The organism is Bradyrhizobium sp. SRS-191, from assembly GCF_024586915.1.
GTDB lineage: Bacteria > Pseudomonadota > Alphaproteobacteria > Rhizobiales > Xanthobacteraceae > Bradyrhizobium.
In genome coordinates this window covers 66,337-92,409 of record NZ_JANBVS010000020.1, presented here as the reverse complement: position 1 = coordinate 92,409, position 26,073 = coordinate 66,337, and the positions used below count along the sequence as shown (strand labels likewise).

Here is a 26,073-nt window from a genome sequence, read left to right as displayed (position 1 = left end):
CATGAGATCGGCGCGTTCTAGCAAGCGCGTCGGCATCCCGCTTACCCTTGGCAGTCAGCTGGATCTGAAATCCACCCTTGTCGGATGGATCCCGGCGCCTCTTCACCAGCCCTTTCGCGGTCATGAGCTGGCGCACCAACGCGTTCGGTCGCCAAACTCCGTACGTCAAAAGATCGGGTCCGCTCCAGCCTCAACTCATGCCGGCTGTCCAGATCTCGCACCGGAGCACCGCAGGGTGGACAAAGGCGCAGGGCACACAATCGCGACATGCTCAGCTGCATCGTGCGCCGTGCCCACCATCTCGCGCCATGACCGCATCGGTACAATGGATCGCCGGTACTGAGAGCCGTCGCTCCGCAAGCGGTGGGCACGCTTTCGCCATCGCCTGCCGACACACCGAGCAAGTCGCCGCTTTGCCCACCCTACAGGCTGTCATCGCCGCAGCACTTACGGCCAACCTAAAATGTAAGCGCGCAGATGACATGAAGATTGCCGTCAACGATCTCAATCGTGACGTTCTCGGCGGAAGAGCGGTCGGCGGCGACCCATACGAGCGTCAAACTGCCGGGCCCATCCTGTAGCTCGAATGTCGGTCGCCCAAATCGCTCGATGTCATCGTGTCGCGCTCGTTGGACGGCGTCGGGACCGGCCGCGACTGGCGTCCGCACCTGCTCGGCCCGCTCGAAGCCATCGAAGTGGGTGCAGATGCCGCTCTTGAAGACGGACGAGGCGATAGCCCCGGTTGGCAGAAGAGCAAGGACGACGACGCAAGTGAGATAACGGGCAGAAATCACGCGAGGGAGCCTGTGAATGCCATGCATCTGCTGGCCTGCCTCATCCTCGAACATGTCCCGCCCCGAATTCCCGAGCTCAACCCATAACGGCGTCTCAACGAGACCGACCGCCTTACGGCCCAATTTCGGCTCTTGGTAAAAGCCCATCCGGAGGAACGACGACAACTTGATTCCTGCCCGCGCTTCGGACCGCCGGACTTCGATTCTCGATGAGACGAGACCTATCAGGCGACAACAGCCATTCCTAGAACACACATTCCTAGAACACACATTCGTTTGCGTGCCTAAAGTTCTGATCAAGGACTCGATCGTCGATTGGAGTACCGCCATCTCTCGTCAATATTCGATCGTCAGTAAGCTCCACGGTTAACTGCGTGAGGGCACACCCCAGCCTGACCTCGACCAGATATCCACGGTCTTCCGACCAACGTCGAAATATGAGTCGACCATCTTTTTCCTCGACTTGGTCCTGCCCGACGCCGCCGTAAGCGTCCAAGTACATAAGAAAGCGTTGATCCAGCGATTGTTCGCCCGCTTGACGATCTTGCGCCGACCACTCGGTCGATCGAATGGAATAGACGGTTCCCCTCTTTGTCAGAAGAACTCTGTAGACGCGATCATTCGCGGCACGAGTGATGCTGCGCAATGTAACGCCCCGCCCCGGCAACTCTTCGGCGGGACGACCAAAAAGCGTCACAGCCTCATCTTCCGTCATTCCGAGACGTAGCTCGCCAAATGGCGCAATGATCGTCTGCCTCACGCTCGTCTGCGCATCTGCGCAAGCAGGAGAAGCTTCGCCGAAGATCAGGGCTGCTGATGTTCCGAGCGCCAGCGACGTCGCGATGAGCACACCTGGCACACGGAGGATCGTTGGAAATTGTCGCACTCGCAGTCTCCGACGACCTGGGCGTCTTCACGGCCATGCACAGGCTCGCTTCAACTAACATATCTGCCAGGGTCCTGAACAGGCCGGACAAAATGCAGACATTGCCTTTCGCTTCTTTCGATCTGAGCAATTTGCGAGCCCCATGACTCCAAATCGACTACGACGTCACTTCGGCCTTGAGACCACCGGGCGTCTCATGGAAGCAACGCCACCACCTGCCGGGGCCGAACCACCATTCGGTGTGCATTCAAAATTTTCTTCTTTCTTTTTTCCAGAAATCATGCTCTACTCCGTCCGTCCCGTCTCACACAAGGGGCGCTTCGCGGTCGTCACGAACGTCGAGGCGGGATGCGGTGGGCGCGTGGCTGTCGCAGCGTGGATTTCCGCGCCGACGAACGGCAGCGATGCGCACGGTCAAGTCGCGTGGTCCTGACACCCCGATGCTGGTGTCCCGCGGTGGCGCGCGCAAGCGCGTTGTCGCGATACGGTGGCCAAAAGCCGGTGCACCGGGGAGAACGCGAAGCAGCCGTCAAAACCATCGCGCGGGGAATGCCGGGTGTTCTCGGCTGAACCTGTGGTGACTGCCGCCTGCTTTTTTCTGCAGGCGGGCCATGGGTGCGGCCAGCGCCCGGCATTCCCCGTGCCCTCTTCTGAGGAAGAGGGACATCGACCAGCAAAGCTCGGACGCGACAGCGCGCCGCGAGGCAGCGGAGCCATGAACGCAGCATTCCCCCAGGACGCGGGCGACCGAGACACGGGCGACGATCACGACAGCGCGGATCGAGCGAGCGCCGCACAGCCAAACGCCGGGGCCTCTCCTCACCGTCTCCCGAGGCCTCGAGACGTGAACGACCGCGACCTCGAAGCACCGAGGCGGCTTAAGGTCTGCAGGCGGGAGCGGCTCAGCCATGACGACGCGGAGACGGACGGGCCCAACCCCACGGCCGCAGGTGCGGCAGCGGAGCTGATCGTCCCGGCCACGGCGAGCCATGGCTCGTCAATGGACGGCGACACCGGCGCATCTGCGATGATCGAAAAACCGGACCAGGCTGGGTCATCGGCCGCTTCGGCCGATGGTGGGCACGACAGGGATCGAACCTGTGACCCCTACCATGTCAAGGTAGTGCTCTCCCGCTGAGCTACGTGCCCTAGTCCAAGAAGTCCGTTCGGGTGGGCGTCCCTATATCGGCTCCCACGCAGGCAGGCAAGGACGCAAAATGCCGAAATTGGGAATAATCCGCGAATTCGCGAGACGCGGTCCCGGCGGCTCAGGCCGCCAGCATCTTGTTGACTTCGCTGACGAGCTCGCGGAGGTGCACCGGCTTGGACAGCACCTTGGCGTTCTTGGGCGCCTCCGAATCGGAGTTCAGCGCGACCGCAGCGAAGCCGGTGATGAACATGATCTTGATGTCCGGGTCGAGCTCGGAGGCGCGGCGCGCCAGCTCGATGCCGTCCATCTCCGGCATCACGATGTCGGTGAGGAGCATCTCGAACGGCTCCTCGCGCAGCCGCTGGTAGGCCGACATGCCGTTGTCGTGGGGCGAGACCTGGAACCCGGCATTTTCCAATGCCTTGACCAGGAAGCGGCGCATGTCGTTGTCGTCTTCGGCGAGCAGGATCTTGTGCATGGCTTGGGAGTCTGAACCGGTGAGAGGCGGAGCGTGGCCGCCACTAAGCCTGACGGGCGGTAAATTTCGGGTGAAAGATTGCGCCTTTTGATCCGACATCGACAAGGCAATTTGAGGGCTGAACGTTGGCCGTTCCCGCCAAGGCCGCGCGCCAGCTCAGAGTTGTTCCAAACGGCGGATGAACTTTTTCATTGCTTTTCGCTTGGCAGAACGGCCCGGATTATCGAAGATGCCGGCTTGCGCATGAACAGTGCCTGCGTCGTCCAGCGCTCTACGGCCGGAGGATACCGGCGCATCGGCGGACGTGACCTCGACGAACGTGACTTCGACGGACCTGACCTCGACGGACCTGACATCGACCCACATGACATCGAAACACGTGACATTGAAGCACGTGGCCAAGGGGACGGCGCCCAGCAATGACGGACTTTGAAGGCGAATTGCCGCCGTTCGAGATCATGGAGCCGGCCGAATGGCGCGCGCCCATCATCTTCAATTCGCCGCACTCCGGCTCCGCCTATCCCGACGAGTTCCTGCTGGCCTCGCGAATCGACCTGCCGTCGCTGCGGCGCTCGGAAGATTCGTTCATGGACGAATTGATCGCCGACCTCCTGACGCGCGGCTTTCCGGTCGTCCGCGTGCACTTTCCGCGCTGCTATGTCGACGTCAATCGCGAGCCCTATGAGCTCGATCCCCGGATGTTCACCGGCCGGTTGCCGAGCTTCGCCAACACCCGCTCGATGCGGGTCGCCGGCGGCCTCGGCACCATCCCGCGCGTTGTCGGCGACGGCCAGGAGATCTATCGCGACCTGCTCAGCGTCGACGAGGCGCTGCACCGGATCGAGACGCTGTACAAACCCTATCACCGCGCGCTGCGCCGGCTGATCAATCGCGTGCACCAGCAGTTCGGCACGGTGGTGCTGGTCGACTGCCATTCGATGCCATCGGTCGGCGTCTCGCGCGACGAGCCGCGGCGGCCGGACATGGTGATCGGCGACCGCTACGGCACGAGCTGCGCGGCGCTGCTGCCGGAGCTGTTCGAGGATGTGCTCGGCCGGCTCGGCTATTCGGTCGGCCGCAACAAGCCCTACGCCGGCGGCTTCATCACCGAGCATTACGGCAACCCGGCCTCGGGCCTGCACGCGATCCAGATCGAGCTCAACCGCGCGATCTACATGGACGAGCGCAAGCGGGAGCGCGGCCCGCGCTTCGCCCAGGTGGCCTCCGATCTCGCCGTGCTCGCCGAGGTGCTGGCGACGGTGCCGCTCGGCGATCTCGGGCCGTTCCAGGCCGCGGCGGAGTAGACGGCGCGCGCTTTTCTCTGCGTCGGAAGGATGCTTGGCGCCCGATGATGTCAGCGCAAAAAAAAGGGCCGCTTGAATGACAAGCGGCCCAAGTCTAGGGAGGAAACGCCCAAGGAGGGCAGCGATAACGCGAAGCGCTACCGCACCGCAACAATATGCAGATGCGCTGCACAAAACGCAAGGGTTTTTCGGCTGAACTCCATGCAAAAAACACAGGCCGGGTTTGCACGCAGCGCGACCCGAGCGGCATTTCATACGGTCCATCAATGGGTTGATTGAAAAGTCTGATCAATGGAACCGGGCGGGTCCAATTCGTTTTCGGTTTCGATTGGCCGTTCGGAGCCGAAAACGCGCGCGATGCGAACCCCGGTCGTCACCCGACGGTATCCAAGATGCCAAGTTGCCGTTCCATCTCCGGATGCGCGTCCGGCCGCTTTGAGCTAGGCATGATCAGGCTCGCGCGCCATCCGATTCCCTTACCGAAGGACGTGTTGTGACGGTCATCGACTTCTCTGCCTTCATCGGCCGCCTGGCGACGGCCTCGGGCGAAACCATCCTGCCGTTCTTCCGGACCTCCCTCCTGGTCGACAACAAGAGCAACCGGCACGATTTCGATCCGGTGACGGAGGCCGACCGCGCCGCCGAGGCGGTGATGCGCCGGCTGATCAAGGCGAACTTCCCCCAGCACGGCATCGTCGGCGAGGAGTTCGGCAATGAGCGCGAGGACGCCGACTATGTCTGGGTGCTCGATCCGATCGACGGCACCAAATCGTTCATCGCGGGCTTTCCGACCTGGGGCACCCTGATCGCGCTGCTGCACAAGGGCACGCCGGTGTTCGGCATGATGCACCAGCCCTTCATCGCCGAGCGCTTCGCCGGCGACAATGGCTCGGCCAACTACAAGAACGCGGCCGGCGAGCGCCGGCTGTCGGTGCGGCGCTGCGAGCGGCTCGAGGACGCGGTGTGCTACACGACGAGCCCGCGGCTGATGAACGAAGGCGACCGCGCGATCTTCGCCAAGGTCGAGGCCGAGACGCGGCTGTCGCGCTATGGCGGCGACTGCTACTCCTATTGCATGCTGGCGGCCGGCCACCTCGATCTCGTCATCGAGACCGAGCTCAAGCCTTACGACATCGCGGCGCTGATCCCGATCATCAACGGCGCCGGCGGCATCGTCACCGACTGGGAAGGCGGCCCGGCCCAGAACGGCGGCCGCATCATCGCCGCCGGCGACAAGCGCGTTCACGAGGCGGCACTGAAGCGGCTCGCGGAGGGGTGATCACGACCCGTAGAATTACTGGACACGCACAGCAACATGCATTGTTAACAACGCGTTGATCTCCCCCTCCTAGGATTTGTGCAGATTTTACAGATTTCCTGGGAAGGCGGCGTCGATGTCTCGTTTCAGCTTACGGCTCACTCATAAGATCATGGCCATCGCGCTGATCGGCCTCGGCGCGCTGGCAGCTTTCGGAGCCATTTATTTCGCCGGCAACGTCTCCCAGGACGCCTCCCGCCGCCTCGCCGACCGCGCCCGCGACGTTGCCGATCTCAACCAGAAGCTCCTGACCGACCTGCTCGAGGCGCGGCGCGCGGAAAAGGACTTCCTGCTGCGGCGCGATCCAAAATACGCCGCGCGCCATGCCGAGCTGAGCACGGCGATCAAGCGCGAGCTCGACCAGCTGCGCGGCGCCGTCCGGACGATCGGCGACGCGTCGATCGCAACCAGGATCGATGCTGTCGCGAGCGGATTCGCCTCCTACAGCTCGGAATTCGCCGCAGCCGAGACCTCGGAAGTCCGCCTCGGCCTCAACGAGACGCTCGGCCTGTCCGGCTCGCTGCGCTCGGCGGTGCACGACATCGAAGCCAAGCTGAAGGAGGTCGGCGACCCCCGCCTCACCAGCGGCATGCTGATGCTGCGCCGGCATGAGAAGGACTTCATGCTGCGTCGCGACTCGAAATATGTGAACGAGCTGAAGACCGCCGCCGCCGAGTTCGCGAAGGCAGTTGCCAGCGCCGACCTCGCGCCGGCGATGAAGGCAGATATCGGCCAGAAGCTCGACAAGTACCAGAAGGATTTCCTCGCCTGGGCCGAAGCATCCCAGGACGCCGCCCGCCACGGCGCCGCGATGTCGAAGGCGTTCGCCGAGATAGAGCCCGTCGTCGCCGAAATCGGCAAGGCTGTCGTCCAGCAATACGCAGCGGCGCAGCAGGCCGAGGTGCAGACCGGCGACGCCGTCAAGCGCGGCATGCTGTGGACGCTCGGCATCTCGCTGATCCTGGTGAGCTGCGTGTCGTTCCTGATCGGCCGCGGCATCTCCAATGCGATCCGCCACATGGTGCAGGCCATGACGCGACTCGCGGGCGGCGATGCCGGAATCCGGATTCCCGGTGTCGGCCGGCGCGACGAGATCGGCGAGATGGCCGGCGCCGTGGAGATCTTCAAGACCAACATGATCGAGACCGAGCGGCTGCGCGCCGAGCAGGCTGCGGTCGAGCAGCGTCAGGCCGAGCAGCGCAAGGCCGACATGGCAGCGCTTGCCCGGAGCTTCGAGACCGCTGTCGGAGAGATCATCGAGACCGTGTCCTCCGCCTCCACCGAACTCGAAGCGTCGGCGACGACCTTGACGCGAAATGCTCGGCACGGCCAGACGCTGGCGACGACGGTCGCTTCGGCTTCCGAGGAAGCCGCAGCCGGTGTGCAGTCCGTGGCGTCGGCGACCGAGCAGCTGTCGGCGTCGGTCGACGAGATCAGCCGACAGGTGCAGGAATCGGCGCGGATCGCCGGCGAAGCGGTCGGCCAGGCGCGGCGCACCAATGAGCGCGTCGGTGAGCTGTCGAAGGCGGCCACCCGGATCGGCGACGTCGTCGAGCTGATCAACACCATCGCGGGGCAGACCAATCTGCTGGCGCTGAACGCGACCATCGAGGCGGCGCGCGCGGGCGAGTCGGGCCGCGGCTTTGCGGTCGTCGCATCCGAGGTCAAGGCGCTGGCGGAGCAGACCGCCAGGGCGACCGGGGAGATCGGACAACAGATCGCAAGCATCCAGTCCGCCACCGCCGAGTCCGTCGACGTCATCCGGGAGGTCTCAGGGACGATCGAGCGGCTGTCCCATATCTCGGCGACCATCGCCGCGGCAATCGAGCAGCAGGGCGCCGCCACCCAGGAGATCTCGCGCAACGTCCAGCACACCGCGCAGGGAACGCAGCGCGGGTCCGACAACATCGTCGAGGTCCAGCAAGGCACCACCGAGACCGGCTCGGCGTCTGCGCAGGTGCTCTCGGCGGCACAGTCGCTGTCGGAAGAGAGCAGCCGGCTGAAGCTCGAAGTCGGCCGTTTCCTTGAAACCGTCCGCGCCGCCTGACCGCTCACGCGGCGCTCCTGCGCAGGTGCTCGACGAGCAGCTTGGCGGGGCGCGGCAAGGTCTTGAAGCTGCGGGCGCAGATCACCAGCCTGCGGTCGGCCCAGGCATCGCGCAGCGCGATGAGGCTGATCGGCATCGACCGCGCGCAGCGCCGCGCGGCCGCTTCCGGCACCACGGCGATGCCGATGCCGGCGGCCACCATCTGGCAGATCGCATCGAAGTCGCGCAGCCGCGCCCGCACATGCTGGCGGATGCCGAGCCGCGCGACGTGGCGGCCGATATGCACGTTCAGCGCAGTCCCCTGGGTGAGGCCGATGAAGTCCTGACCGGCCGTCTCGCTGAAATCGATCTGCCTGCGCCCTGCAAAGGGGCTCGGCTTGCCGGCCACCAGGATCAGCCGGTCCTCACCGAAGGCAAAGCGCTCGATCGTCTCCGGCAGTGCATGCTCCGCGGCGAAGCCGAGATCGGCGCGGCCGGACGCGATCGCCTCGGCGATCTCGGTGCTCTCACGCTCCTCGACATCGACATTGATGTCCGGGTTCTCGCGCAGGAAGGTTGCGAGCGCCCTGGGCAGATGCTCGGCGAGCCCGACCGTGTTGGCCAGCAGTTGCACATTGGCGCGCTGGCCGGAGGCGAAGCCCGCCAGCTCCCCCTGCATGGTCTCGACATTGGCCATGATGATGCGGGCGTGTTCGAGCAGGCTCTCTCCGGCGGCCGTCAAGTCGACGCCGCGCCGGCCTCGCTTGAACAGCGCGACGCCGAACGCATCCTCCAGACCCTTGATGCGGGCGCTGGCGGAAGCGAGCGCCAAATGCGCCCGCTCGGCGCCGCCGGTGATGCTGCGCACCTCGGCAACGGCAATGAACAGCCTGAGATCGACCAGATCGAAGCGCATGTGGCCCTGCCTCTGTCCAGAACGAAGGCTATCTCCGTAAGCTCCACATTGTGCCGTGGTCCTGCTTTGGTCAATGTCGCGTCATGAGCGACCCGCTTTTGATCTTCATCGCCTTTGCGCTGACGCTGGCCGGCTTCGTCAAGGGCGCGCTGGGCCTTGGGCTGCCCACCATCTCGGTCGGGCTGCTGGCCATCGCCATGCCGCCTGGCCGGGCGCTGGCCATCGTGATCGTGCCGGCGGTCATCACCAACATCTGGCAGACCTTCGCCGGTCCCTATCTGCGCGATATCGCCAAGCGTCTATGGCCGCTGATGGCCGGGACCGCGATCGGCATCTGCCTCAACGCCGGCGCGCTCCGCCACGCCTCGACGCGCTGGGGCAACATCGCGCTCGGCGCCCTGCTGATGGTTTATGCCGCACTCGGTCTCACCCGCTTCGCCTTCAAGGTCGCGCAACCCCACGAAAAATGGGTCGGCGGCATTGTCGGCCTCATCACGGGGCTGATCTCGGCCGCGACCGGTGTGCAGGTCGTGCCGTCGGTGCCGTACATGCAGGCGATCGGGCTGGAGAAGGACGAACTGGTCCAGGCGCTCGGCGTGTTCTTCACGGTCGCCACCATTACGCTCGCCTTCAACCTGACGAACGCCGGCCTGCTCAGCAGCGCGACCGCCCTGCCCGGCGCGGTGGCGATGGCTTGCGCCTTTGCCGGCATGTACGCGGGCCAAGCCGCACGGTCGCGATTGCCGGCCGAGGCCTTCCGCCGCGTGTTCCTGATCGCCATGATCGTGCTCGGGCTCTATCTCGCCGGCAGTGCGATCATCGAGTTGATGTGGTGATCAGCGCGCCTCGAACATTGCGATCCTCACACCGAGATAGACGAACAGCCCGCCGATGGCGCGATTGAGCCAGAGCAGTACGGCGGACGAGCCGCGAACGCGACGTGCGGCGCGGGCCGCCACGACGGCGACACCGAGACACCAGATCGTGCCGTTGACGATGAAGATCGTGCCGAGCAGCAGGAAAGCGAGCGGCTTGTGCGGCGCGTCGGCTGCGACGAATTGAGGCAGGAAGGCGAGGAAGAACATCGCCACCTTCGGATTGAGAATGTTGGTGAGCGCCCCCTGCCAGAACACTTGGCGCAGCGCCACGGCTGGAGCTGCGACCGCAACGCTCTCTTCGCTACCCATCTGGCGCCGGGCCAGGAGTTGCGTGACCCCGAGATAGACGAGGTAGGCAGCCCCCGCCCATTTCACGATCGCAAAGGCCGTTGCCGAGGCGGTGAGCAGGGCCGATAGCCCGATCGCGCTGCCGAAGACGTGGACCAGGCAGCCCGCACTGATGCCCAAGGCCGCCGCGGCGCCGCCCCGCCAGCCCATCTGCACGCTCCGGCCGACGATGTAGGCCGTGTCCGGCCCCGGGGTGATATTGAGCAGAAGCCCGGAGACGAGGAATAGCAGCAGGTCGTGAATGCCGAACATGATTGAACGTTTCCTAACGATATCGGTCTAAATCTCAAGCCATCCTGGTTTTGCCGTCACAAGTGGCGGCCGACCCTATGACCGTAGGTAGCCAATTGGTTCTGGAAAAGGATTGGATTCGGCCGCCTCGGCCATGGTATGCGCGAGGCGGGAGCACGACGTGATGGAAAGACGCCTCGCTGCCATCCTTTGCGCCGACGTTGCCGGCTATTCGCGCATGATGGGGGTCGATGAGGCCGGCACGCACGCCGCCTTCAAGGCTCATCGCGGCGCGATCCACCCGATCATCCTCAATCACGCCGGCCGCATCGTCAAACACACCGGCGATGGTTTCCTGCTGGAATTCGCGAACGCCGCCAGCGCGATCCAGTTCGGGGTCGAGATGCAATGCCTCATGGCGGAACGCAATGCGCATCTGCCGGCCGACCGCAACATGCGCTTTCGTCTCGGCATCCATAAGGGCGAGGTCACGATCGACGACGGCGAGGCCTTCGGCGACGGCATCAATGTCGCCGTCAATCTCGAGTCGATTGCCACCCCGGGCGGCGTCGCCATCTCGGGACGCGCCTATGAGGAAGCCAGCCCGCAGCTTCCCGTCAGCCTGATCAATGCCGGAAGCTTCCAGTTCAGGAATCTCCAGGAACCGATCCAAGCCTGGACATGGGAGCCCGACAGCGACGCCACGTCGGGGATGCAGAGGAACGCCGCCAGCCTGCCGCCGCACTATCGCACAGCAGTGGTCGGCGTGTTGCCGTTTGCCAATCTCGCGGACGGCAGCGACGAATATCTCGCCGACGGGCTCGCGGATGATCTGATTCACGCGCTGTCGCTGCAATCCTTCTTTCGCGTCCTGAGCCGGACATCGACCTTTCGCTTCCGGGATCGCGGCGTCGACCCCCGGCTTGTCGCCCGCGAAATCGATGCGACCTATCTGATCCAGGGAACGGTGCGGCGCTCGCAGCACAAGATCCGCGTGACGGCCGAATTGATCGCCCCCGAAACCGGCGCCCAATTGTGGGCCGGACGCTACGATCGCGACATCGGTGATCTGTTTGCCATGCAGGACGAGATCACCACCAGCCTCTACGCCGCGTTGATGCCCGAGATCTACCGCGTCGAAGCCTCGGTGCCGGTTCGTTCGCAGGCGGCCGACCCGACGGCCTGGGACCGCTTCCTGCGCGGCCTGTCCCACTACTATCGACCGACCAAGGCCGACTACGAGATCTCGATCGCGCTGTTCCGCGAAGCGATCCGGCTCGACCCAACGCTCGGTATCGCCCATGCCTATCTTGCGACCATTCTGATGCAGGGCATCAGCTTCGGCTGGATCAAGGGCTCGCGTGAGCTCTGGGACGAGGCCAAGAGCCTCGCATTGGACAGCGTCCGGCTCGACCCTCGCTTCTCCTACACCTACGCGATCCTCGCCTTCGTGCAGGCCATGCAAGGCGCGCACGACGAGGGCATGAAGGCGGCGCGCAAGGCGACCCAGCTCAACGCTTACGACATGGGGGCACGTGGGGTGCTTGGCCTCTGCCATATGGTCAGCGGCGAGCATCAGCAGGCGATCGATCAGTTCTCGATCGCGGCCCAGCGCGGCAACAGCGATCCACGGTACCAATGGCCGGCCCTGAATGCCTACAGCCACTATCTGCTCGGCCGGTATGAGGCGGCGCTGTCCTGGGCCCGCGAGGAGCTGTTCCTCTATCCCAACCATCTGCAGGCGCTGACGATCCGGGCCGCGACCCTGGGTCAGCTCGGCGACCACGATCAGGCCCGGGACGCCATTGCCGCTCTGGGCGAGCAATATCCTTGGCTGACGCTGGACCGCCACTTGAAGAACATCCGATGGAAGAACCGGGCCGATATCGACCACTACCGCGACGGATTGATCAAGGCGGGATTGATCTGAGGCGGGGATCAGTCGCCGGACCGCCACATGGCCTACACATTGCTTCCGCAAAATCATTGGATTCAAGCAGCGCTGCCGTGTTATCGCCCAGTGTAGGAGCGAGGAAACGAATGGAGAGACGGCTGGCCGCCATTGTCTGTGCCGATGTGGTCGGTTACTCGCGGATGATGGGCGCCGACGAGGCGGGAACCCATGCCGCGTTCAAGGCGCATCGCGGCGCCATCCATCCGATCATCCTCAATCACGGCGGCCGCATCGTAAAGTATACGGGGGACGGGTTTCTCCTGGAGTTTCCGAGCATCGTCGGCGCCATTGCGGCCGCTGTCGAGGTCCAGAAGCTGATGGCCGAGCGCAATGCTCATCTGCCGGCCGACCGCGTCATGCAGTTCCGCCTCGGCGTGAACATGGGCGATGTCATCTTCGATGAGGACGAGGTGTTCGGCGACGGCGTCAACACCGCAGTGCGACTTGAAGCCGCAGCCCCTCCCGGCGGAATCGCGCTGTCCAACAAGGCCTATCAGGAAGCCTTCAAGCATCTGACCGTGACCTTTGTCGACCGGGGTCCGTTCCGCTTCAAGAACATCGAAGGCGCAATCAACGTCTGGACCTGGGATCCGTCCTCGCCGGAAAAGAGCCGCGAGACGCCGCCCGCAACCGCGCTGCCGGCGGAGTACCGGACCGCCATCGTCGGCGTGCTGCCCTTTGCCAATCTCAGCAGCGAGACCGATGAGTACTTCTCGGACGGCCTGGCGGAAGACCTGATCCACGCGCTCTCGCTGCAATCCTTCTTCCGCGTGCTCAGCCGCAATTCGACCTTTGCCTTCAAGCATGCGGGCATGAGCGCGCGCCTGATCGCGCGCGAGATCGATGCGACCTATCTGATCCAGGGCTCGGTGCGGCGCTCCGGCAACAAGATCAGGGTCACCGCCGAGCTGGTCGCCCCCGAGAATGGCGAGCAGATCTGGGCCGGCCGCTACGACCGCGACATCGGCGACCTGTTCGCCGTCCAGGACGACATCACCGCCAATCTCTGCACGGCCCTGATCCCCGAGATCTACCGCGCCGAAGCCGCCGTACCAGTGAGATCGACCACCGATCTGACGGCGTGGGACCGTTTTCTGCGCGGGCTGTCGCATTACTACCAGCCGACCAAGGCCGACTACCAAAGCTCGATCGCCCTGTTCCGCGAAGCGATCAAGATCGACCCGGGTCTCGCCATCGCCCACACCTATCTCGGCACGATCCTGCTGCAGGGCATCCATTTCGGCTGGATCCGGAATTCGCGGGAGCTGTGGGACGAGGCGATGGCGCTCGCCGAAGCCGGCGTGCGACTCGATTCCCGCTCGTCCTTTTCCTACTCGCTGCTGGCCTATGTCCATGCCATGCAGGGACGGGTGGAAGCGGGCATGGAGGCGGCACGCAAGGCGCTGCAGCTCAATCCCTATGACATGGGCGCGCGCGGCGTGCTCGGCGTGTGTCACCTCGTCGGCGGCGAACACCGCCAGGCGATCGAGCTGTTCTCGGTGGCGGCGCAGCGCGGCAACAGTGATCCGCGCTATCAGTGGTCGGTGCTCAGCGCCTTCAGCCACTACATGCTCGGCCAGTATGACGCGTCGCTGTCCTGGGCGCGCGAGTCGCACTATCAAAACCCCAACCATCTGCAGTGCCTCGCCATTCGCGCCGCCGCGCTGGCGCAGCTCGGACGGTCGGTCGAAGCCGGCGAGGCCGTCGCCGCGCTGCTCGGTCAGCATCCGTGGATGACGATCGACCGGCTTCTGAGCAACATCCGCTGGCGCAATCCGGCTGACATCGCCCATTATCGCGACGGTCTGGTCAAAGCCGGCGTGCCGCTCACCAAGCTGACGCTGGTCGACACCAAGGCGAAATACGCGGGCGAATAACGCAATCTCGACTTGAGGTTGACACGGCGGCGGGTTACGCCATCATTCATAGTTGCATTGTAACGTTCAGACGCTGAGGGCTTCGCCCTTCCGCGGCGCAATTCGGCGCCGACCTTGTTTGTTTGCGTACCCGTTTTCATCACTCAGGTGCTTTTCAAGGATGTCGCACGATGCAAGAAGACAGCGCCCGCGTCCGTGACGCCCTGCCGGGACAAGTCCCCGTTTCCGCCAATAATCCCTGTCCGTTCCTGCGCGCGCTCGTGGCCGGCGGCTTCGTCGAGGGACACAGCGTCCCGCTGAAGACGATCGGTCATCAGGTCGAGGCGGCCAGTGGTGAGACCGGCTTCAAGAGGCGCATCGTCGGCATCGAGACCTTCGGCGTCGCACTGATTGCCAACGGCCTTTCGCCGCTGCGGCTGCTGAAGAGCATGGTCTCTGGCGCCGATCTCGACGAATTGCGCAACGGTCCGCTCGACAAGCATGGCGGCGGCTCGCGCATCCTCGATGCCGAGGCCAAGGTCCATCCCGAGGAGATCGATCGGTTCGCGAGCTTCGGCAGCGACTATCCTGATCCCAATGGCGGCACCGAGCACGGCCTCAACAAAGCGCAGATCCAGACCTTCATGAAGGCCAATCTGCAGCGCGACGGCGACCAGGCGCGCTGGTACTTCCCGATCCTGATGCAGGGCGAATGGCCGGTGCTGCTCAACATCCTGGGCAAGGGCGAAGGCGACGGCCGCTATCTGTCGGTCGCCGAGGTCCGCACGCTGTTCGTCGAGCGCCGTTTTCCGCAACGCATCGTCTCGCGCCTGATGGCCAAGCCGACCCCCGCCAACATCATCTGGCGGATCGGCAAGGCCGTCGTCGGCACGGCGGTGCTGGCTGCGGTCGCGGTCTTGCTCGCCTGGGTGGCTGCGCCGGACGCGGTCAGCGACAAGCTGAGCGCTATCCTGCCGAAGAAGGCTGCGGCCCTGATTCCGCCGGCGCTGCCGGAGGCCGAGCCGACCAAGGCCGCCTATTGGCTCGACCAGGGCTGGACCACCAAGGACCGGCACTGGTTCCACCATGTCACGCAGGGCACGGCGACCTTCCCGATTCCCTACACCTGGTTCATGGCGATGGAGCAGCCTTATCTGTCGCTGTTCGGCACGCCCGGCCTGATCTCCGACAGCGCCTATCTCGAGCGCTTCGGCTTCATTCCCAGTCCGAAGAGCGTCGACGGTGATCCCAGCGCGCTTCGCGCGTTCGGCTACGCGGCCACGACGGCTGCCAGGACCGATATCGCGCCCGTGCTGCCCGCCAGCCTGAAGCCGACGCCGGCCGGCAATGAAGGCGGCCTGCCGGTCGGCTTCGCCCGGCTCTCCGGCGCGACCGATCCGGCCACGGGCGCCGCACAGTCGGACAAGATCGGCCTGACCTGCGCGGCCTGTCACACCGGCAGCATCCACTACAAGGGCGTCAGCGTGCGCTTCGACGGCGGCCCGGGAATGGTCGACCTGCGCAAGCTGGAAGAGGCGATGGGCTTTGCGATGATCTTCACGCAATACGTGCCCGGCCGCTTCGCGCGCTTTGCCGATCGCGTGCTCGGGCCGAACGCCACGGATGCCGATCGCGATGCCCTCAAGAAGGGGCTGAAGGCGGCGACCGACTTTGCGCTCAACATGCAGGCCAAGAACTACCAGACGGCGATCGAGGCGAAGGGCCAGACCGAGACCGAGGAGGGCTTCGGCCGGCTCGATGCGCTCAACCGCATCGGCAACCAGGTGTTCTATCTCGACATGGCCGTGAGCGGCCTGCCGGACATGCTCGGCAACCAGGAGGCCATCGACGCGCCGGTGTCCTATCCGCCGATCTGGACCGTGCCCTGGTTCTCCTGGGCGCAGTATGACGGCTCGATCTCGCAGCCTTTGATCCGCAATGCCGGCGAGGCGCTCGGCGTGTCGGCGCAGATCAACTTCTCGCCGGAGACCGCGAGCGAGAAGCTGTGGCGGTCGACCATGGCGGTCGAGAACCTCACCCATATCGAGGACATGCTGCGCGGCCCCGATCCGTTCGCGACGACGACGCCGGCCTTCGGCGGACTGACGTCGCCGAAATGGCCGGAGAAGCTGTTCGCCGGCGACGACGCCTGGAAGATCGATCCGGCCCGCGTCGAGCGCGGCCGCAAGATCTACGCGACGATCTGCGTCGAATGTCACCTCGGCCCCGTCGCCGATCCCGTGTTCGACAAGACCTATCCGGACAAGAGCTTCTGGAAGATCAAGCCTGCCGATGACTGGGAAACGAAGGGCTGGAGCGCCAAGGGGCCGATCCTCGACCTGATGCAGAAGCCCGTCGAGGTCATGCAGACCGATCCCGGACAGGCCAGCATTCTTGCCACGCGCAAGGTCAAGGTGCCCGGCTTCCTCCAGGTCGATCCGGCCAAGGACCTGAAGGGCTGCAATCTGCCGCAGGGCTCAACCACCGAGATGCCCTACGCGCTGGCGCTGATGGCCGTCGTGCAACGCGCCAGCGACAAGTGGATGGAGGACCGCAAGCTCTCCCCGGCCGAGCAGGCGGCGCTGTGGGGGGATCGCCCGAACTGTCCCAATCCCGCCGGCAAGACCTACCGCGCCCGTCCGCTCAACGGCGTCTGGTCGACCGCGCCGTATCTGCACAATGGCTCGGTGCCGTCGCTGTATTGGCTGCTGACGCCGGCGGCTGAGCGGCCGACCTCGTTCTGCCAGGGCGCCCGCGACTATGATCCCAAGCATGTCGGCTTTGACGTGGCCAAGGGCGGCGAGACGGCATGCAAGGTTGGGCAGTCCGTGTTCGCCAGCAAGGACGGCAGCGGCAAGCCGATCAAGGGCAACAGCACGCTCGGCCATTCCTTCGAGGGGCCGACCAAGCCCAATCCCAAGGACTATCCGAACGGCGTCCTCGGAGGCGCGTTCTCCGAGGAGGAGCGCTGGGACCTGATCGAGTACCTGAAGACGCTGTGAGGCCATCACGCGGTGCGCCTTGCCGATGGCGAGGCGCGCCGTCGCTGTCATGCCGCCCTCCATTCGCCGGGACGGACGCAGCGCCGGATCGGTCCCTGCTCCCCGAGGGAATGCAGCATCACCCAGCCATTGACGACGAGATCGCGCACGCCCTGGTGACGCTGCATCACCTCGTCCATCGCAGCCTCCGGCGCGGCGATGAAGACGTTCAGGCGCACCGGCTCGTGGATGAAGCGGCTGCCGTCATGCACGGACTGCCAGGGTAGCCCGACGCGGAGATCGCCGGCATTGCCTTCGAGCACGCCGAGCTGGCCGACGATGTTGTGCAGCACCTTGTTGCCGCTGCCGAAGGCGGCGTTGTTCACGGTCGAGCCGTAGTATTGCAGATTGATCCAGCTCGCGACCACCATCGGCGCCGTCATGATCAGCTCGAGCGTGCGATAGCCGTCGTCGCGCGCCTGATCATAGGAGTGCAGGAAGGCGCGGCCGCCGAGGTCGAGTTCCCGCGTGAAGGCCCGCGGCGCAGCGATGAAGGCCGTGTTGCCGGCGAGCCCCCATTCCGGCCGCACCTGCGACCAGTCGCGACTGCGCGCGATCACGGCGTCATCGACGTTGGACTTATCCGCGATGCCGAGCAGCGCGCTGCGCTCGAGCCGCGCCAGCCGCGCAGCGTCCGCCAGCTTCTGCTTCAGTCGCTGCAGGTCCGGCGCGAGCGCGGACGGAACGTCGTCCTCGTCGAACAAGGTCACCGCGTCGGTGGTGGTGTCATGCAGCGCGCCGATGAACCAGCAGTCCGCGGGGATGTCGATGCCCTGGGCCCGCAGCCCCTCGCGCACACGCCAATCGTTGAGCACTCCGGCGGCCACCCGCGCATTGGCTTCTCCGGTGTGGCCGCCACAGGCGCCGCAATCGAGTCCCGACGCATGCGGATTGTTGACCGTTGTGCTGCCGTGACCGGCGAGCAGCACGAGCCGCGCGAACGGCCCGGTCAGCGACATCGCCTTGAGCACCGCCTCGGCCATCGCGACCCGCTGCGGATCGGTGAAGCCGGTCGCCCGTCCGGCGAGCTCGCCCGGCACGAGCCGCGGCTGGACGCGCGCGGCGATCTCGGGATCCAGACCATCGACGACCGGCGACGGCACCGGCCGCGTCACGCCCGCGCTATCAGTTGCGATCTTGGCGGCGAAGCCGAGGCCGGCGGTCTCGACGAAGGAGAACGACGACACGGCCGAGACCTTGAACGACTTCCACGCCTTGGCCGCGCGCCGCCGCAGCAGCCGCAGGCCGAGCACCTCGGCCTGCTCGACATCATCGGCGTCCTTGACGGCCTCGCAGACGATGAAGGCGGGCTTCAGCAGCACGGGACACTGCGCGCCGCCTTTGCTGTGGCCGATCGGGACGTATTCGATCGGGAAGCCGAAGAATCCGGCGAAGCCGATGGTCTCGGCTTCCGGATAGGCGGTCTCCAGCGCGCGCCGGAAGATCTCCGAGCGCACGTCGATGCAGAACGCGGCCTGCACCGGCGGCCGCGCCGGAAGCCTGGTGGTTGGTGCAGGCGAGCCGTGAGCGGCGAGCTTGGCGACCAGCCCGTTCCGGAAGGCGATCTCATAGGCCTCGTGCAGCAGCAGGTCGATGGCGAGCTCGGGCGTCTCATCCAGGCGATGATCGGCCGGCAGCCGCGCCGCCTCCTCCATCGCCTGCGCCCAGGCCATCTTGAATGCGGCGTCGGTGCGCGCCTTGAACAACGCGTAGCCCCAGGCGAGCCGGATCGCCAGCAGCTCCAGCAGCGTATCGTCCCGCTGGCCGTCGAGCTCTGCATTCCAGCCGATGTAGCGCGCATAGGCCGACCAGCCGCCGAGATCGAACAGCGCCCGCACCAGATAGTCCTCGACCGCGCGCTCGGGGATGCCGAGCCGCTCGACGATCACGCCGATGGCCTGCACCGGATCGGCCGGCAACTCGGCGATCGCCTTGCGGAAGCCGGTGAGCCCCATCATTTCCGGATTGCGGTCATAGGCCGCGATCGTCCGCCACGCGGCGTACGGCTTGAGCTTGCGCACCGGAGTTGGCCAGCTCGCCTGTCCCTCGTCGAAATAGGTGGCGCAGAACGCCGAGATCTCGTCGATCATGAAGGCGACCAGCGAGACGTAGCGATCGCCCGCGGCGAGCCGGTCGAGCACCTCGGCGACGGTCGCCACGACGGCGGGCGGCGATGACGGCCCAGCCTCGGCGCGCGCCTTCTGCTTGAGCTGATCGACCTCGAGCCCCGTCGTCGGATGCTGCTGGATCGCCTGCGCCAGCGCGGCATCGTCGATCCGGCCGTCGTCGAGCGCCTGCCGATAGTAGGCGCGCGGCATCAGCATCCGCGTCCGCACCACGCGCTCGAACGTCGCAGCCGTGGCGGCGAAGCTCTGCGAAGTGAAGCCGAGGAACGGGTTGACGGCGACGAAGTGCTTCAGCGGCCACAGCGGCGCGACCCGCCCGCAGGCGCTGTCGATGCGGGCCATCAGCCCGGCCTCGGCGGTGGTGTCGATCGGGTCGGTCATGGACATGGCGAGGGCAGCCTGGGTCATCTTGATCTCCGGCTCACGGCTTGGACGGAAGGTGCGAGGTCGAGCTGCGCGGCCACCACGTCAGCACGAGGCGGTTGGCGAGGGTGTTGAGATAGAGGCCGTTGCGCAGGTGGATGTAGGCTGCGATCCAGAACGGTGCGTCGGCGCGGCGCATCATCTGGTTCTGGAACACGGTGACGGCCGCGAACGAGACCACCACGGCAGATGCGATCAGCATCGGCACGACGCCGTCGACCGGCCGCGATGCGGGGATGCTGCCGCCGACCAGCCAGGCCGTGCCCGCCTGCAGCGCGAAGTACACGACCGCAACGCCGGCTGCGGTCACCGCGGCGCGGGCGACGACGAAGGCATTCGGCCGCTCGTCGATCGCGTTGGCCATCAGGTGCACCAGCCCCATCAGCAGCACCGAGCCGAGCGCGATCTGCGCCGGGTTGCTGCGCAGGGTCATGCCGAAGGCAAGCCCGGTCAGCAGCGCCAGACCGATCACCGCGACCAGCGCCAGGATCAGCCGTGCCGCATGCGGCTGGCCGCCGGGGCTCGGCGTCCACGACGCCCGGGCGAGATCGATGATGCTGCCCGACGACAGGAAGGCGTGCGCCTTGTAGAGCGAGTGCGCCACGATGTGCAGCAGCGCCGCGGAGAAGGCGCCGAGTCCGCATTGCAGCAGCATGAAGCCCATTTGCGCCACCGTGGAATAGGCGAGCTGCACCTTCACCGAGGTCTGAGTCAGCATCACCAGCGAGCCGAACAGCGCGGTGGCGCCGCCGACGACCGCAAGCACGTCGAGCGCCGGGGTCGCCAGCAGCAGCACGTCGCTGAGCCGGAGCACCAGGAAGCCGCCGGCATTGATGATGCCGGCATGCAGCAGCGCCGACACCGGCGTCGGTGTCTCCATCACCTCGATCAGCCAGCCATGCAGCGGCAGCTGCGCGGATTTCAGCATCGCAGTCGCGACGATCAGGAGCGCTGCGATCGTGACGATCGCCGAGCCGGCGCCTTCGCCCGCCCGGGCGTGCGCGGCGAGGCCTGCGATCTCCAGCGTGCCGAACCGGATGTAGAGCAGCACGGCCGCTGTCGCGAGGAAGGCGTCGCCGAGCCGGCTCGCCACGAACTTCTTGCGCGAGGCGCGGATCGCGGCGGGCCGCGTCTCGTAGAACAACAGCAGCTTGCCGAGCGCCAGGCTGGTCGCGACCCAGGCGGCAAACAGCAGCACCACATTGCCCGCGATCGGCAGCAGCAGCACCGCCGCGAGCGTCAGCAGCAGCCAGCGCATGAACCTGACCTGGCCGGGATCGCCGTCGAGATAGTTGCGGCTGTAGCGGATGACGACCAGGCCGATGAAGCTGACCAGCACGGAGAGGATCGCCCCGAGCGCATCGAGCTGCAGCGACAGGCCGAGCCCGTAGGCGCCGAGCAGCGGCGTGCGCCCTGCCCCGAGCACGGCGGCGGCGAGGCTCGCGGCCGTGGCGATGCCGAAGGCGATCGCGGCGGCGACGATGGCACGGGTGGCGACGGCGCGGGCGCCGGCCTCCGTGCCCAGGAGGACGGCAAGGGCGAGTGTGAGCGGCGCGAGCGCCGCGAGACAGGGAAGGAGCTGGGTCATTGGCGGCATTGGCGGCTCGGACGGTTGATCAAATGAGACGATTGCCCTTCGTCTTAACGGCCCCGATGCCTTCTTAAAATTTCAATCATTGAACCTGATCGTTAGAAAATATAGAACGATCACCATGCCGCATCTGAACTACCACCACCTGCGCTATTTCTGGATGATCGCCAGCGAGGGCAGCATGAGCCGCGCCGCGCAGCGCCTCAACGTCTCGCCCTCCTCGCTGTCGGTGCAGGTCAAGGCGCTCGAGGACCAGCTCGGCCAGAAGCTGTTCGAACGCACCGGCCGCTCGCTGCAGCTGACGGAGGCGGGCCGCATCGCGCTCGACTATGCCGGCAGCGTGTTCAAGTCCGGCCATGAGCTGATCGAGACGCTGTCGGGCCTGCGCCCGGGACGGCAGCTGCTGAGGGTCGGCGCGGCGGCCAATCTGTCGCGCAACTTCCAGATCGCATTCCTCAAGCCGCTGATCGGGCGTGGCGATGTCGAGCTGATCATCCGCACCGGCCAGTTCGCCGACCTGCTGGAGCAGCTCGATGCCCACAAGCTCGACCTCGTGCTCGCTAACCATCCGGCCGCGCCGGACACGCGCAGCAATTTCGAGAACACGCTGATCGACGAGCAGCGCGTCAGCCTGGTCAGCCGCAAGCCTGCCAAGGCCGCCCGCTTCCGCTTTCCGCAGGATCTGGCGACGACGCCGGTGATCCTGCCCGGCCGCGGCAGCGCGCTGCGCTCCGCCTTCGATGCGCTGGTCGGCTCCAGCGGCATTCGTCCGGTCATCGCCGCCGAGGTCGACGACATGGCGATGCTGCGATTGATGGCGCGCGAGAGCGGCACGGTCACCTTGGTGCCGTCGATCGTCGTGATCGACGAACTGCGCTCCGGCGTGCTGGTCGAGCGCGCGCGGCTCAGCGAGCTGAAGGAGCAGTTCTTCGCGGTGAGCCAGCAGCGCCGCTACCCGAACCCGCTGGTCGCCGAGCTGATCGGCTCGCGCGGCAAGAAGGCGGGGTGAGCTATGAGCCGCGATGGTGGACGCGGCCTGATACAGCGCCCTCTCCCCTTGCGGGAGAGGGCATCGCAGGTTTTTCCACGCGCTCAGTTGGTGAGGGGCATCTCTCCGCGAGCGCACTCGTGGAGAAATACCCCTCACCCAAGCGAGTCTGCCGCGCTTTCCTACATGCCCTCTCCCGCAAGGGGAGAGGGCACATTCGTCAGCACCGCACTAGATCTCCATGGACATACTACACGGATGTCAAACAGCGACAAACACACGGGATCGCGCTCTCGCGACGGCATCCGCCCGAGCTTTGCGCATCATCACCCTCCGCTTCTAACAGGAGGGCGCAGGGAAGGCCGGACCTCGACTGAGGCCCGTGGCCCCCGTGCGGAAAGAATGCACGGGGCAGGAACCACAGGTTCAGCCGGACAGACCCGGCCTTCCCTGCGCGATGGCGTTACGGCTTATACGCGCTCTCCCCGGTGTCCGGGCTTGTAGCCACCGTCACCCGCGCGCCTCATCAGGAGCGCACGAGCTTGACGCCAGCATCGGGGCGCCAGGACCACGCGATTTCACCGTGCCCGTCGGATCGTTCGTCGGCATGAATCATCACGCTGCGACCCGCCGTGCCCACCGCATCCAGCCTCCCACGCTCGTGACGACCGCGATACGCCCCTCCTCGCGGAGACTGGACGCCGCGCAGACTACACGAATTCGGATTTTTGTAAATCAGAATATTTTTGGCGGCAGGGCTGGACAGGATTTTGCGGCGCGCGCCCGTCGGGCAAATCGGGCCATTTGACTTGCGGCGGCATCGACCGTGCCGAGAGATAAAACGTCATGCGACCAGCTTGCAGCTCTGCTTGCGAGCTGGCCGCAGCTTTTGAGCGGCCCGGTCAGAACATGCCGGGCGGGCTGACGTCGATACCGCGCTGAACCAGCACCAGCGAGGCGACGACGCCCGTCAACGCGAACATCGTCACCAGGCCGAAGCCGGAATTGAGAGCATGAGGGCCGAGCAGCTTGCGCGCAATCATCTTCAACATGAATGTCTCCTCCTGAATGTCTTGAATGAGCATCACTAGAGCGACGGCGCGTTACCGGCGAGTTTCCAACGGCAGTGGGATCGCCACGTAGTGAACGTATCGTTGAATGGGCCGCAGGGCGGGCGTGAAGACCGCTTAACTGTGACCGGCGCCATCTAATTACTTCGCCGGAAGCCCGGCGCATCGCACTAACAAGTTGCGCGACCCGACAACTTCTCGTTGGGCGAAACTGGATTTGCCGCAGAGAGAGCAGCGACTTCAAGGCGAATCGTCCGGCAACCTTCACCAGGACGTGCAGCACGCGGCGCACGCCGATCGGGCGGCCGGTTGGGACGCGAGCCACGTCGCCGGCGACTCATGGATCGCCGCCGATGGCGACGTCCGTCGTCAACTAATAGAGTGGGATCGCGCCCATCGTTCCCACCTGCGGGCGCAATGTCGTCCGGCGCGGCGCCGCCGGCAGACGATCCCGGGCTCATGGGGTGGCGCGCCGTCTCTCGCCGTCCACGCACCTTGCGGCCGCGCAGACCTCGGGGTGTTTCGCCATGCTCGCTTTCGAGGCTGTCTCCGCAGCGGAGCGGCGGTTGTGGTTGACAGGCGAGGACAACAACGCGATCAATCGTCAGCGGCTGAAGCGCGTCAGAATCGCTGGAACAAAAGTTCCACATGGTAGTTCGGGTTCCGCCGCGGCCGGCAGCTTTCATCGCAAGAGCAGATTGACGACGCCCCGGGCAGGAGCGTTGAACCGCGCGAGCGGGGGAGGAGATGTCGTGTCTCGTGGGGCATTGCGGATCGCCATGAGGTCCGGGACCTGGCCCATCTCGGCCTACCTCCTCGTTCTCGCGCTCGCGACCGCCGTTCCGATCACCGCCTGCGCGGCGTTTCTCGCCCATCACTTCGTCGCGGAATCCTCGCAATGTCGCAAGGTCGAATATGAGGACAGGCTGCGGTTGATGCGCAACGCGACCGAGCTGCGCCTCGCCAACATCATCGAGGATCTGCAGATCCTGGCGCTGTCGCCGCTGCTCGCGGAAGGCCGCTATGAGGAATTCAGGGACCACGCGGTCGACGCGGTGAAGCTGATCGGCGGCGTGGCGATCGCGTTGTATCAGCCCGACGGGCAGCAGCTCGTCAACACCCGGCTCGAGCCGGGAACGCCGCTGCCGAAGCGCGTCTCCTTCGATGCCGAGCGGCGCGCGATCGACACCGGCCGTCCGCAAGTCTCGGGCCTGCAGAAGGCGGTGGTCGATGGCCAGGCCATCGTCACGATCGCCGTACCGGTGCGGATCGCCGGGGAGATCCGCTATGCCCTGAACGTCGGACTGTCGCCGCGCTATCTGTCCACCTTGATGGACGACTACGTGTCGGGCGATCTCGTCGGCAGCATCATCGATCAGCAAGGGCTGCTGCTCGCGCGGCGGCCGTTGCTGGGCGACGACGACCTGATCGGCCAGCCGACGATCCCGGCGGTCCGGGCGCATATCGGACAGGCCGCGGCATGGTGGATCAAGGCGGTCTCGCGAGCCGGCGTCCCGACCTACACGTCGCTGCTGCGCTCCGAGCAGAGCGGCTGGACCGTCAATCTCGCTCTGCCTCGCGACGCCATTGACGGGCCCTTGCATAGGACGATCGAATGGATCGTGGCGCTCACCGTCTTCACCTTTGCGCTCGGCATGGTGCTGGCACGCCTGCTCGCGCATCGTTTCGTCGCCGAGTTCGCTGATCTGGAGCGCTACGTGTCGGGGCTGCAGGCCGGCGCCGTCGCGCCCCGGATGGGGCGGATCGCCGAAGTCAACCGCATGAAGCACGTGCTCTACGAGGTGGGCGGCGAGTTGGCGAGCGCCCTGCGCCAGCAGCGCGACCTGCTCGACGAGATCAATCACCGCGCGAAGAATACGCTGGGGACCGTACAATCCATCGCGCGCCTGTCGCGCGCGAGTGCCGATGACATCGAGCACTATGTCGTTGCGTTCGAGGCGCGTATCCTTGCGCTGTCCGAGGCCTATAATCTGTTAACCGAGAACAACTGGGTCGGCGCCGACGTCAGGGCGATCGTGGACCGCACGCTGGCGCCCTATGCCGGCCCCGACCGTCTCACCATCAACGGCTCCCGCCTGCTGCTGCCGCCCAAGCTGACGCTGGCGCTGTCGGCCGCGATCCAGGAGTTGAGCACCAACGCCGCCAAATACGGCGCCTTCTCCACGCCCGCGGGCAAGCTCGACATCGCCTGGACCGGCCAGGAGAGCGGCATGGTCCGGCTGGTCTGGACGGAACGCGACGGGCCGCTGGTCCGCAAGCCGACGCGGCGCGGCTTCGGCACCAAGATGATCACGCGCATGTTCGGCTCCGAGACCGGCTGGTCCGTCACGCTCGACTTCGATCCGGGCGGCCTGCGCTGCGCGATGCAGTTCGGAGTGCAGGAGGAGCGCGCCGGTGAGCCCCCGGTTGACCGCCTGAGTCCCACGCTCCCTGCAGATCCGCAGTCGCCTGACTGGGCGTCATGACTGTACCCGGGGCTGAGCGACCTGAGGCCGCGGCGGGAACTTTGCCGCGTAGAAGTACTATAAAACCTCCAAACTTCTCAAGGACTTAAACTCGAACGAAAGGTCCATGCGCGATATTTTGTCGCACGGCGTCCGAACTTGCGACTGCCCGTGCGCAAACCCGACCAGGGGCGCCGGAGGCCCCGGCCCATCCTCAGCGCGGACATGGG

Annotated in this window: 18 protein-coding genes and 1 tRNA gene; 9 read left to right on the top strand and 10 right to left on the bottom strand. The window is 65.7% G+C overall.

Annotated elements, in window-relative coordinates; translation table 11 throughout:
• Positions 1-458: 458 nt before the first annotated feature.
• The 5 genes from NLR35_RS28220 to NLR35_RS28200 form a co-directional block, all read right to left on the bottom strand.
• Positions 459-848, bottom strand: coding sequence for a hypothetical protein (locus NLR35_RS28220; RefSeq protein WP_257169812.1), 390 nt, complete (start codon positions 846-848; stop codon positions 459-461).
• A 205-nt stretch (positions 849-1,053) separates the two neighbouring features.
• Positions 1,054-1,680 carry a hypothetical protein gene (locus NLR35_RS28215; protein ID WP_257169811.1) on the bottom strand — a complete coding sequence of 209 codons (627 nt, stop codon included), beginning with the start codon at positions 1,678-1,680 and terminating at the stop codon, positions 1,054-1,056.
• A 1,074-nt stretch (positions 1,681-2,754) separates the two neighbouring features.
• Positions 2,755-2,829: transfer RNA gene (locus NLR35_RS28210), tRNA-Val, on the bottom strand.
• A gap of 119 nt (positions 2,830-2,948) precedes the next feature.
• The gene (cpdR, locus tag NLR35_RS28205) at positions 2,949-3,308 is read right to left on the bottom strand and encodes a cell cycle two-component system response regulator CpdR (protein ID WP_006610087.1); all 360 of its coding nucleotides are present in this window, start codon (positions 3,306-3,308) and stop codon (positions 2,949-2,951) included.
• Between the two features lie 156 nt (positions 3,309-3,464).
• Positions 3,465-3,674 carry a hypothetical protein gene (locus tag NLR35_RS28200; RefSeq protein WP_257169810.1) on the bottom strand — a complete coding sequence of 70 codons (210 nt, stop codon included), beginning with the start codon at positions 3,672-3,674 and terminating at the stop codon, positions 3,465-3,467.
• A gap of 53 nt (positions 3,675-3,727) precedes the next feature.
• Between NLR35_RS28200 and NLR35_RS28195 the strand changes: the two genes are divergently transcribed.
• The 3 genes from NLR35_RS28195 (at position 3,728) to NLR35_RS28185 (ending at position 7,977) form a co-directional block, all read left to right on the top strand.
• Positions 3,728-4,612, top strand: a complete 885-nt coding sequence (locus NLR35_RS28195; protein WP_257169809.1) for an N-formylglutamate amidohydrolase — start codon at positions 3,728-3,730, stop codon at positions 4,610-4,612.
• A gap of 493 nt (positions 4,613-5,105) precedes the next feature.
• The gene (gene hisN, locus NLR35_RS28190) at positions 5,106-5,891 is read left to right on the top strand and encodes a histidinol-phosphatase (protein ID WP_257169808.1); all 786 of its coding nucleotides are present in this window, start codon (positions 5,106-5,108) and stop codon (positions 5,889-5,891) included.
• A gap of 115 nt (positions 5,892-6,006) precedes the next feature.
• On the top strand, positions 6,007-7,977 hold the full coding sequence (locus NLR35_RS28185) for a methyl-accepting chemotaxis protein (RefSeq protein ID WP_257169807.1): 1,971 nt from the start codon (positions 6,007-6,009) through the stop codon (positions 7,975-7,977).
• A gap of 4 nt (positions 7,978-7,981) precedes the next feature.
• On the opposite strand, the gene NLR35_RS28180 is transcribed toward NLR35_RS28185, so the two are convergent.
• The gene (locus tag NLR35_RS28180; protein ID WP_257169806.1) at positions 7,982-8,872 is read right to left on the bottom strand and encodes a LysR substrate-binding domain-containing protein; all 891 of its coding nucleotides are present in this window, start codon (positions 8,870-8,872) and stop codon (positions 7,982-7,984) included.
• A gap of 83 nt (positions 8,873-8,955) precedes the next feature.
• On the opposite strand from NLR35_RS28180, the gene NLR35_RS28175 reads away from it, so the two are divergent.
• The gene (locus NLR35_RS28175; protein ID WP_257169805.1) at positions 8,956-9,708 is read left to right on the top strand and encodes a sulfite exporter TauE/SafE family protein; all 753 of its coding nucleotides are present in this window, start codon (positions 8,956-8,958) and stop codon (positions 9,706-9,708) included.
• Here the strand turns inward: NLR35_RS28175 and NLR35_RS28170 are convergent, their stop codons facing one another.
• The gene (locus NLR35_RS28170) at positions 9,709-10,350 is read right to left on the bottom strand and encodes a LysE family translocator (RefSeq protein ID WP_257169804.1); all 642 of its coding nucleotides are present in this window, start codon (positions 10,348-10,350) and stop codon (positions 9,709-9,711) included.
• 163 nt (positions 10,351-10,513) lie between these two features.
• On the opposite strand from NLR35_RS28170, the gene NLR35_RS28165 reads away from it, so the two are divergent.
• The 3 genes from NLR35_RS28165 to NLR35_RS28155 all read left to right on the top strand — a co-directional run bounded on the left by NLR35_RS28165 (position 10,514) and on the right by NLR35_RS28155 (position 17,141).
• The gene (locus tag NLR35_RS28165; RefSeq protein ID WP_257169803.1) at positions 10,514-12,259 is read left to right on the top strand and encodes an adenylate/guanylate cyclase domain-containing protein; all 1,746 of its coding nucleotides are present in this window, start codon (positions 10,514-10,516) and stop codon (positions 12,257-12,259) included.
• 110 nt (positions 12,260-12,369) lie between these two features.
• Positions 12,370-14,160, top strand: a complete 1,791-nt coding sequence (locus tag NLR35_RS28160) for an adenylate/guanylate cyclase domain-containing protein (RefSeq protein ID WP_257169802.1) — start codon at positions 12,370-12,372, stop codon at positions 14,158-14,160.
• A 170-nt stretch (positions 14,161-14,330) separates the two neighbouring features.
• On the top strand, positions 14,331-17,141 hold the full coding sequence (locus tag NLR35_RS28155; RefSeq protein WP_257169801.1) for a di-heme-cytochrome C peroxidase: 2,811 nt from the start codon (positions 14,331-14,333) through the stop codon (positions 17,139-17,141).
• Between the two features lie 47 nt (positions 17,142-17,188).
• On the opposite strand, the gene NLR35_RS28150 is transcribed toward NLR35_RS28155, so the two are convergent.
• A complete protein-coding gene (locus NLR35_RS28150) occupies positions 17,189-19,714 on the bottom strand; it encodes a YbcC family protein (RefSeq protein ID WP_257169800.1) in 2,526 nt (841 codons plus the stop codon).
• Between the two features lie 13 nt (positions 19,715-19,727).
• Entirely contained in the window at positions 19,728-21,317 is a 1,590-nt protein-coding gene (locus NLR35_RS28145; protein WP_257169799.1) for an NADH-quinone oxidoreductase subunit L, read from the bottom strand.
• A gap of 124 nt (positions 21,318-21,441) precedes the next feature.
• Here NLR35_RS28145 and NLR35_RS28140 point away from each other — a divergent pair, with 124 nt between their 5' ends.
• Positions 21,442-22,329, top strand: a complete 888-nt coding sequence (locus NLR35_RS28140; RefSeq protein WP_257169798.1) for a LysR family transcriptional regulator — start codon at positions 21,442-21,444, stop codon at positions 22,327-22,329.
• Positions 22,330-23,210: 881 nt separating this feature from the next.
• Here NLR35_RS28140 and NLR35_RS28135 read toward each other — a convergent pair.
• On the bottom strand, positions 23,211-23,360 hold the full coding sequence (locus tag NLR35_RS28135) for a hypothetical protein (protein WP_006610101.1): 150 nt from the start codon (positions 23,358-23,360) through the stop codon (positions 23,211-23,213).
• Positions 23,361-24,157: 797 nt separating this feature from the next.
• Between NLR35_RS28135 and NLR35_RS28130 the strand changes: the two genes are divergently transcribed.
• Complete coding sequence (locus NLR35_RS28130; protein WP_257169797.1) at positions 24,158-25,864, top strand: sensor histidine kinase; 1,707 nt, start codon at positions 24,158-24,160, stop codon at positions 25,862-25,864.
• Positions 25,865-26,073 lie beyond the last annotated feature (209 nt).

Bases quoted from the DNA above. Each gene is read 5' to 3' on its own strand.
- NLR35_RS28160 (WP_257169802.1), top strand. From the start codon at position 12,370: ATGGAGAGACGGCTGGCCGCCATTGTCTGTGCCGATGTGGTCGGTTAC.
- NLR35_RS28170 (WP_257169804.1), bottom strand. From the start codon at position 10,350: ATGTTCGGCATTCACGACCTGCTGCTATTCCTCGTCTCCGGGCTTCTG.
- NLR35_RS28150 (WP_257169800.1), bottom strand. From the start codon at position 19,714: ATGACCCAGGCTGCCCTCGCCATGTCCATGACCGACCCGATCGACACC.
- NLR35_RS28135 (WP_006610101.1), bottom strand. From the start codon at position 23,360: ATGTTGAAGATGATTGCGCGCAAGCTGCTCGGCCCTCATGCTCTCAAT.
- NLR35_RS28140 (WP_257169798.1), top strand. From the start codon at position 21,442: ATGCCGCATCTGAACTACCACCACCTGCGCTATTTCTGGATGATCGCC.
- cpdR (WP_006610087.1), bottom strand. From the start codon at position 3,308: ATGCACAAGATCCTGCTCGCCGAAGACGACAACGACATGCGCCGCTTC.
- NLR35_RS28180 (WP_257169806.1), bottom strand. From the start codon at position 8,872: ATGCGCTTCGATCTGGTCGATCTCAGGCTGTTCATTGCCGTTGCCGAG.
- NLR35_RS28165 (WP_257169803.1), top strand. From the start codon at position 10,514: ATGGAAAGACGCCTCGCTGCCATCCTTTGCGCCGACGTTGCCGGCTAT.
- NLR35_RS28155 (WP_257169801.1), top strand. From the start codon at position 14,331: ATGCAAGAAGACAGCGCCCGCGTCCGTGACGCCCTGCCGGGACAAGTC.
- NLR35_RS28130 (WP_257169797.1), top strand. From the start codon at position 24,158: ATGAGGTCCGGGACCTGGCCCATCTCGGCCTACCTCCTCGTTCTCGCG.
- NLR35_RS28175 (WP_257169805.1), top strand. From the start codon at position 8,956: ATGAGCGACCCGCTTTTGATCTTCATCGCCTTTGCGCTGACGCTGGCC.
- NLR35_RS28185 (WP_257169807.1), top strand. From the start codon at position 6,007: ATGTCTCGTTTCAGCTTACGGCTCACTCATAAGATCATGGCCATCGCG.
- NLR35_RS28195 (WP_257169809.1), top strand. From the start codon at position 3,728: ATGACGGACTTTGAAGGCGAATTGCCGCCGTTCGAGATCATGGAGCCG.
- NLR35_RS28220 (WP_257169812.1), bottom strand. From the start codon at position 848: ATGTTCGAGGATGAGGCAGGCCAGCAGATGCATGGCATTCACAGGCTC.
- NLR35_RS28145 (WP_257169799.1), bottom strand. From the start codon at position 21,317: ATGACCCAGCTCCTTCCCTGTCTCGCGGCGCTCGCGCCGCTCACACTC.
- NLR35_RS28200 (WP_257169810.1), bottom strand. From the start codon at position 3,674: ATGTGGGTCGATGTCAGGTCCGTCGAGGTCAGGTCCGTCGAAGTCACG.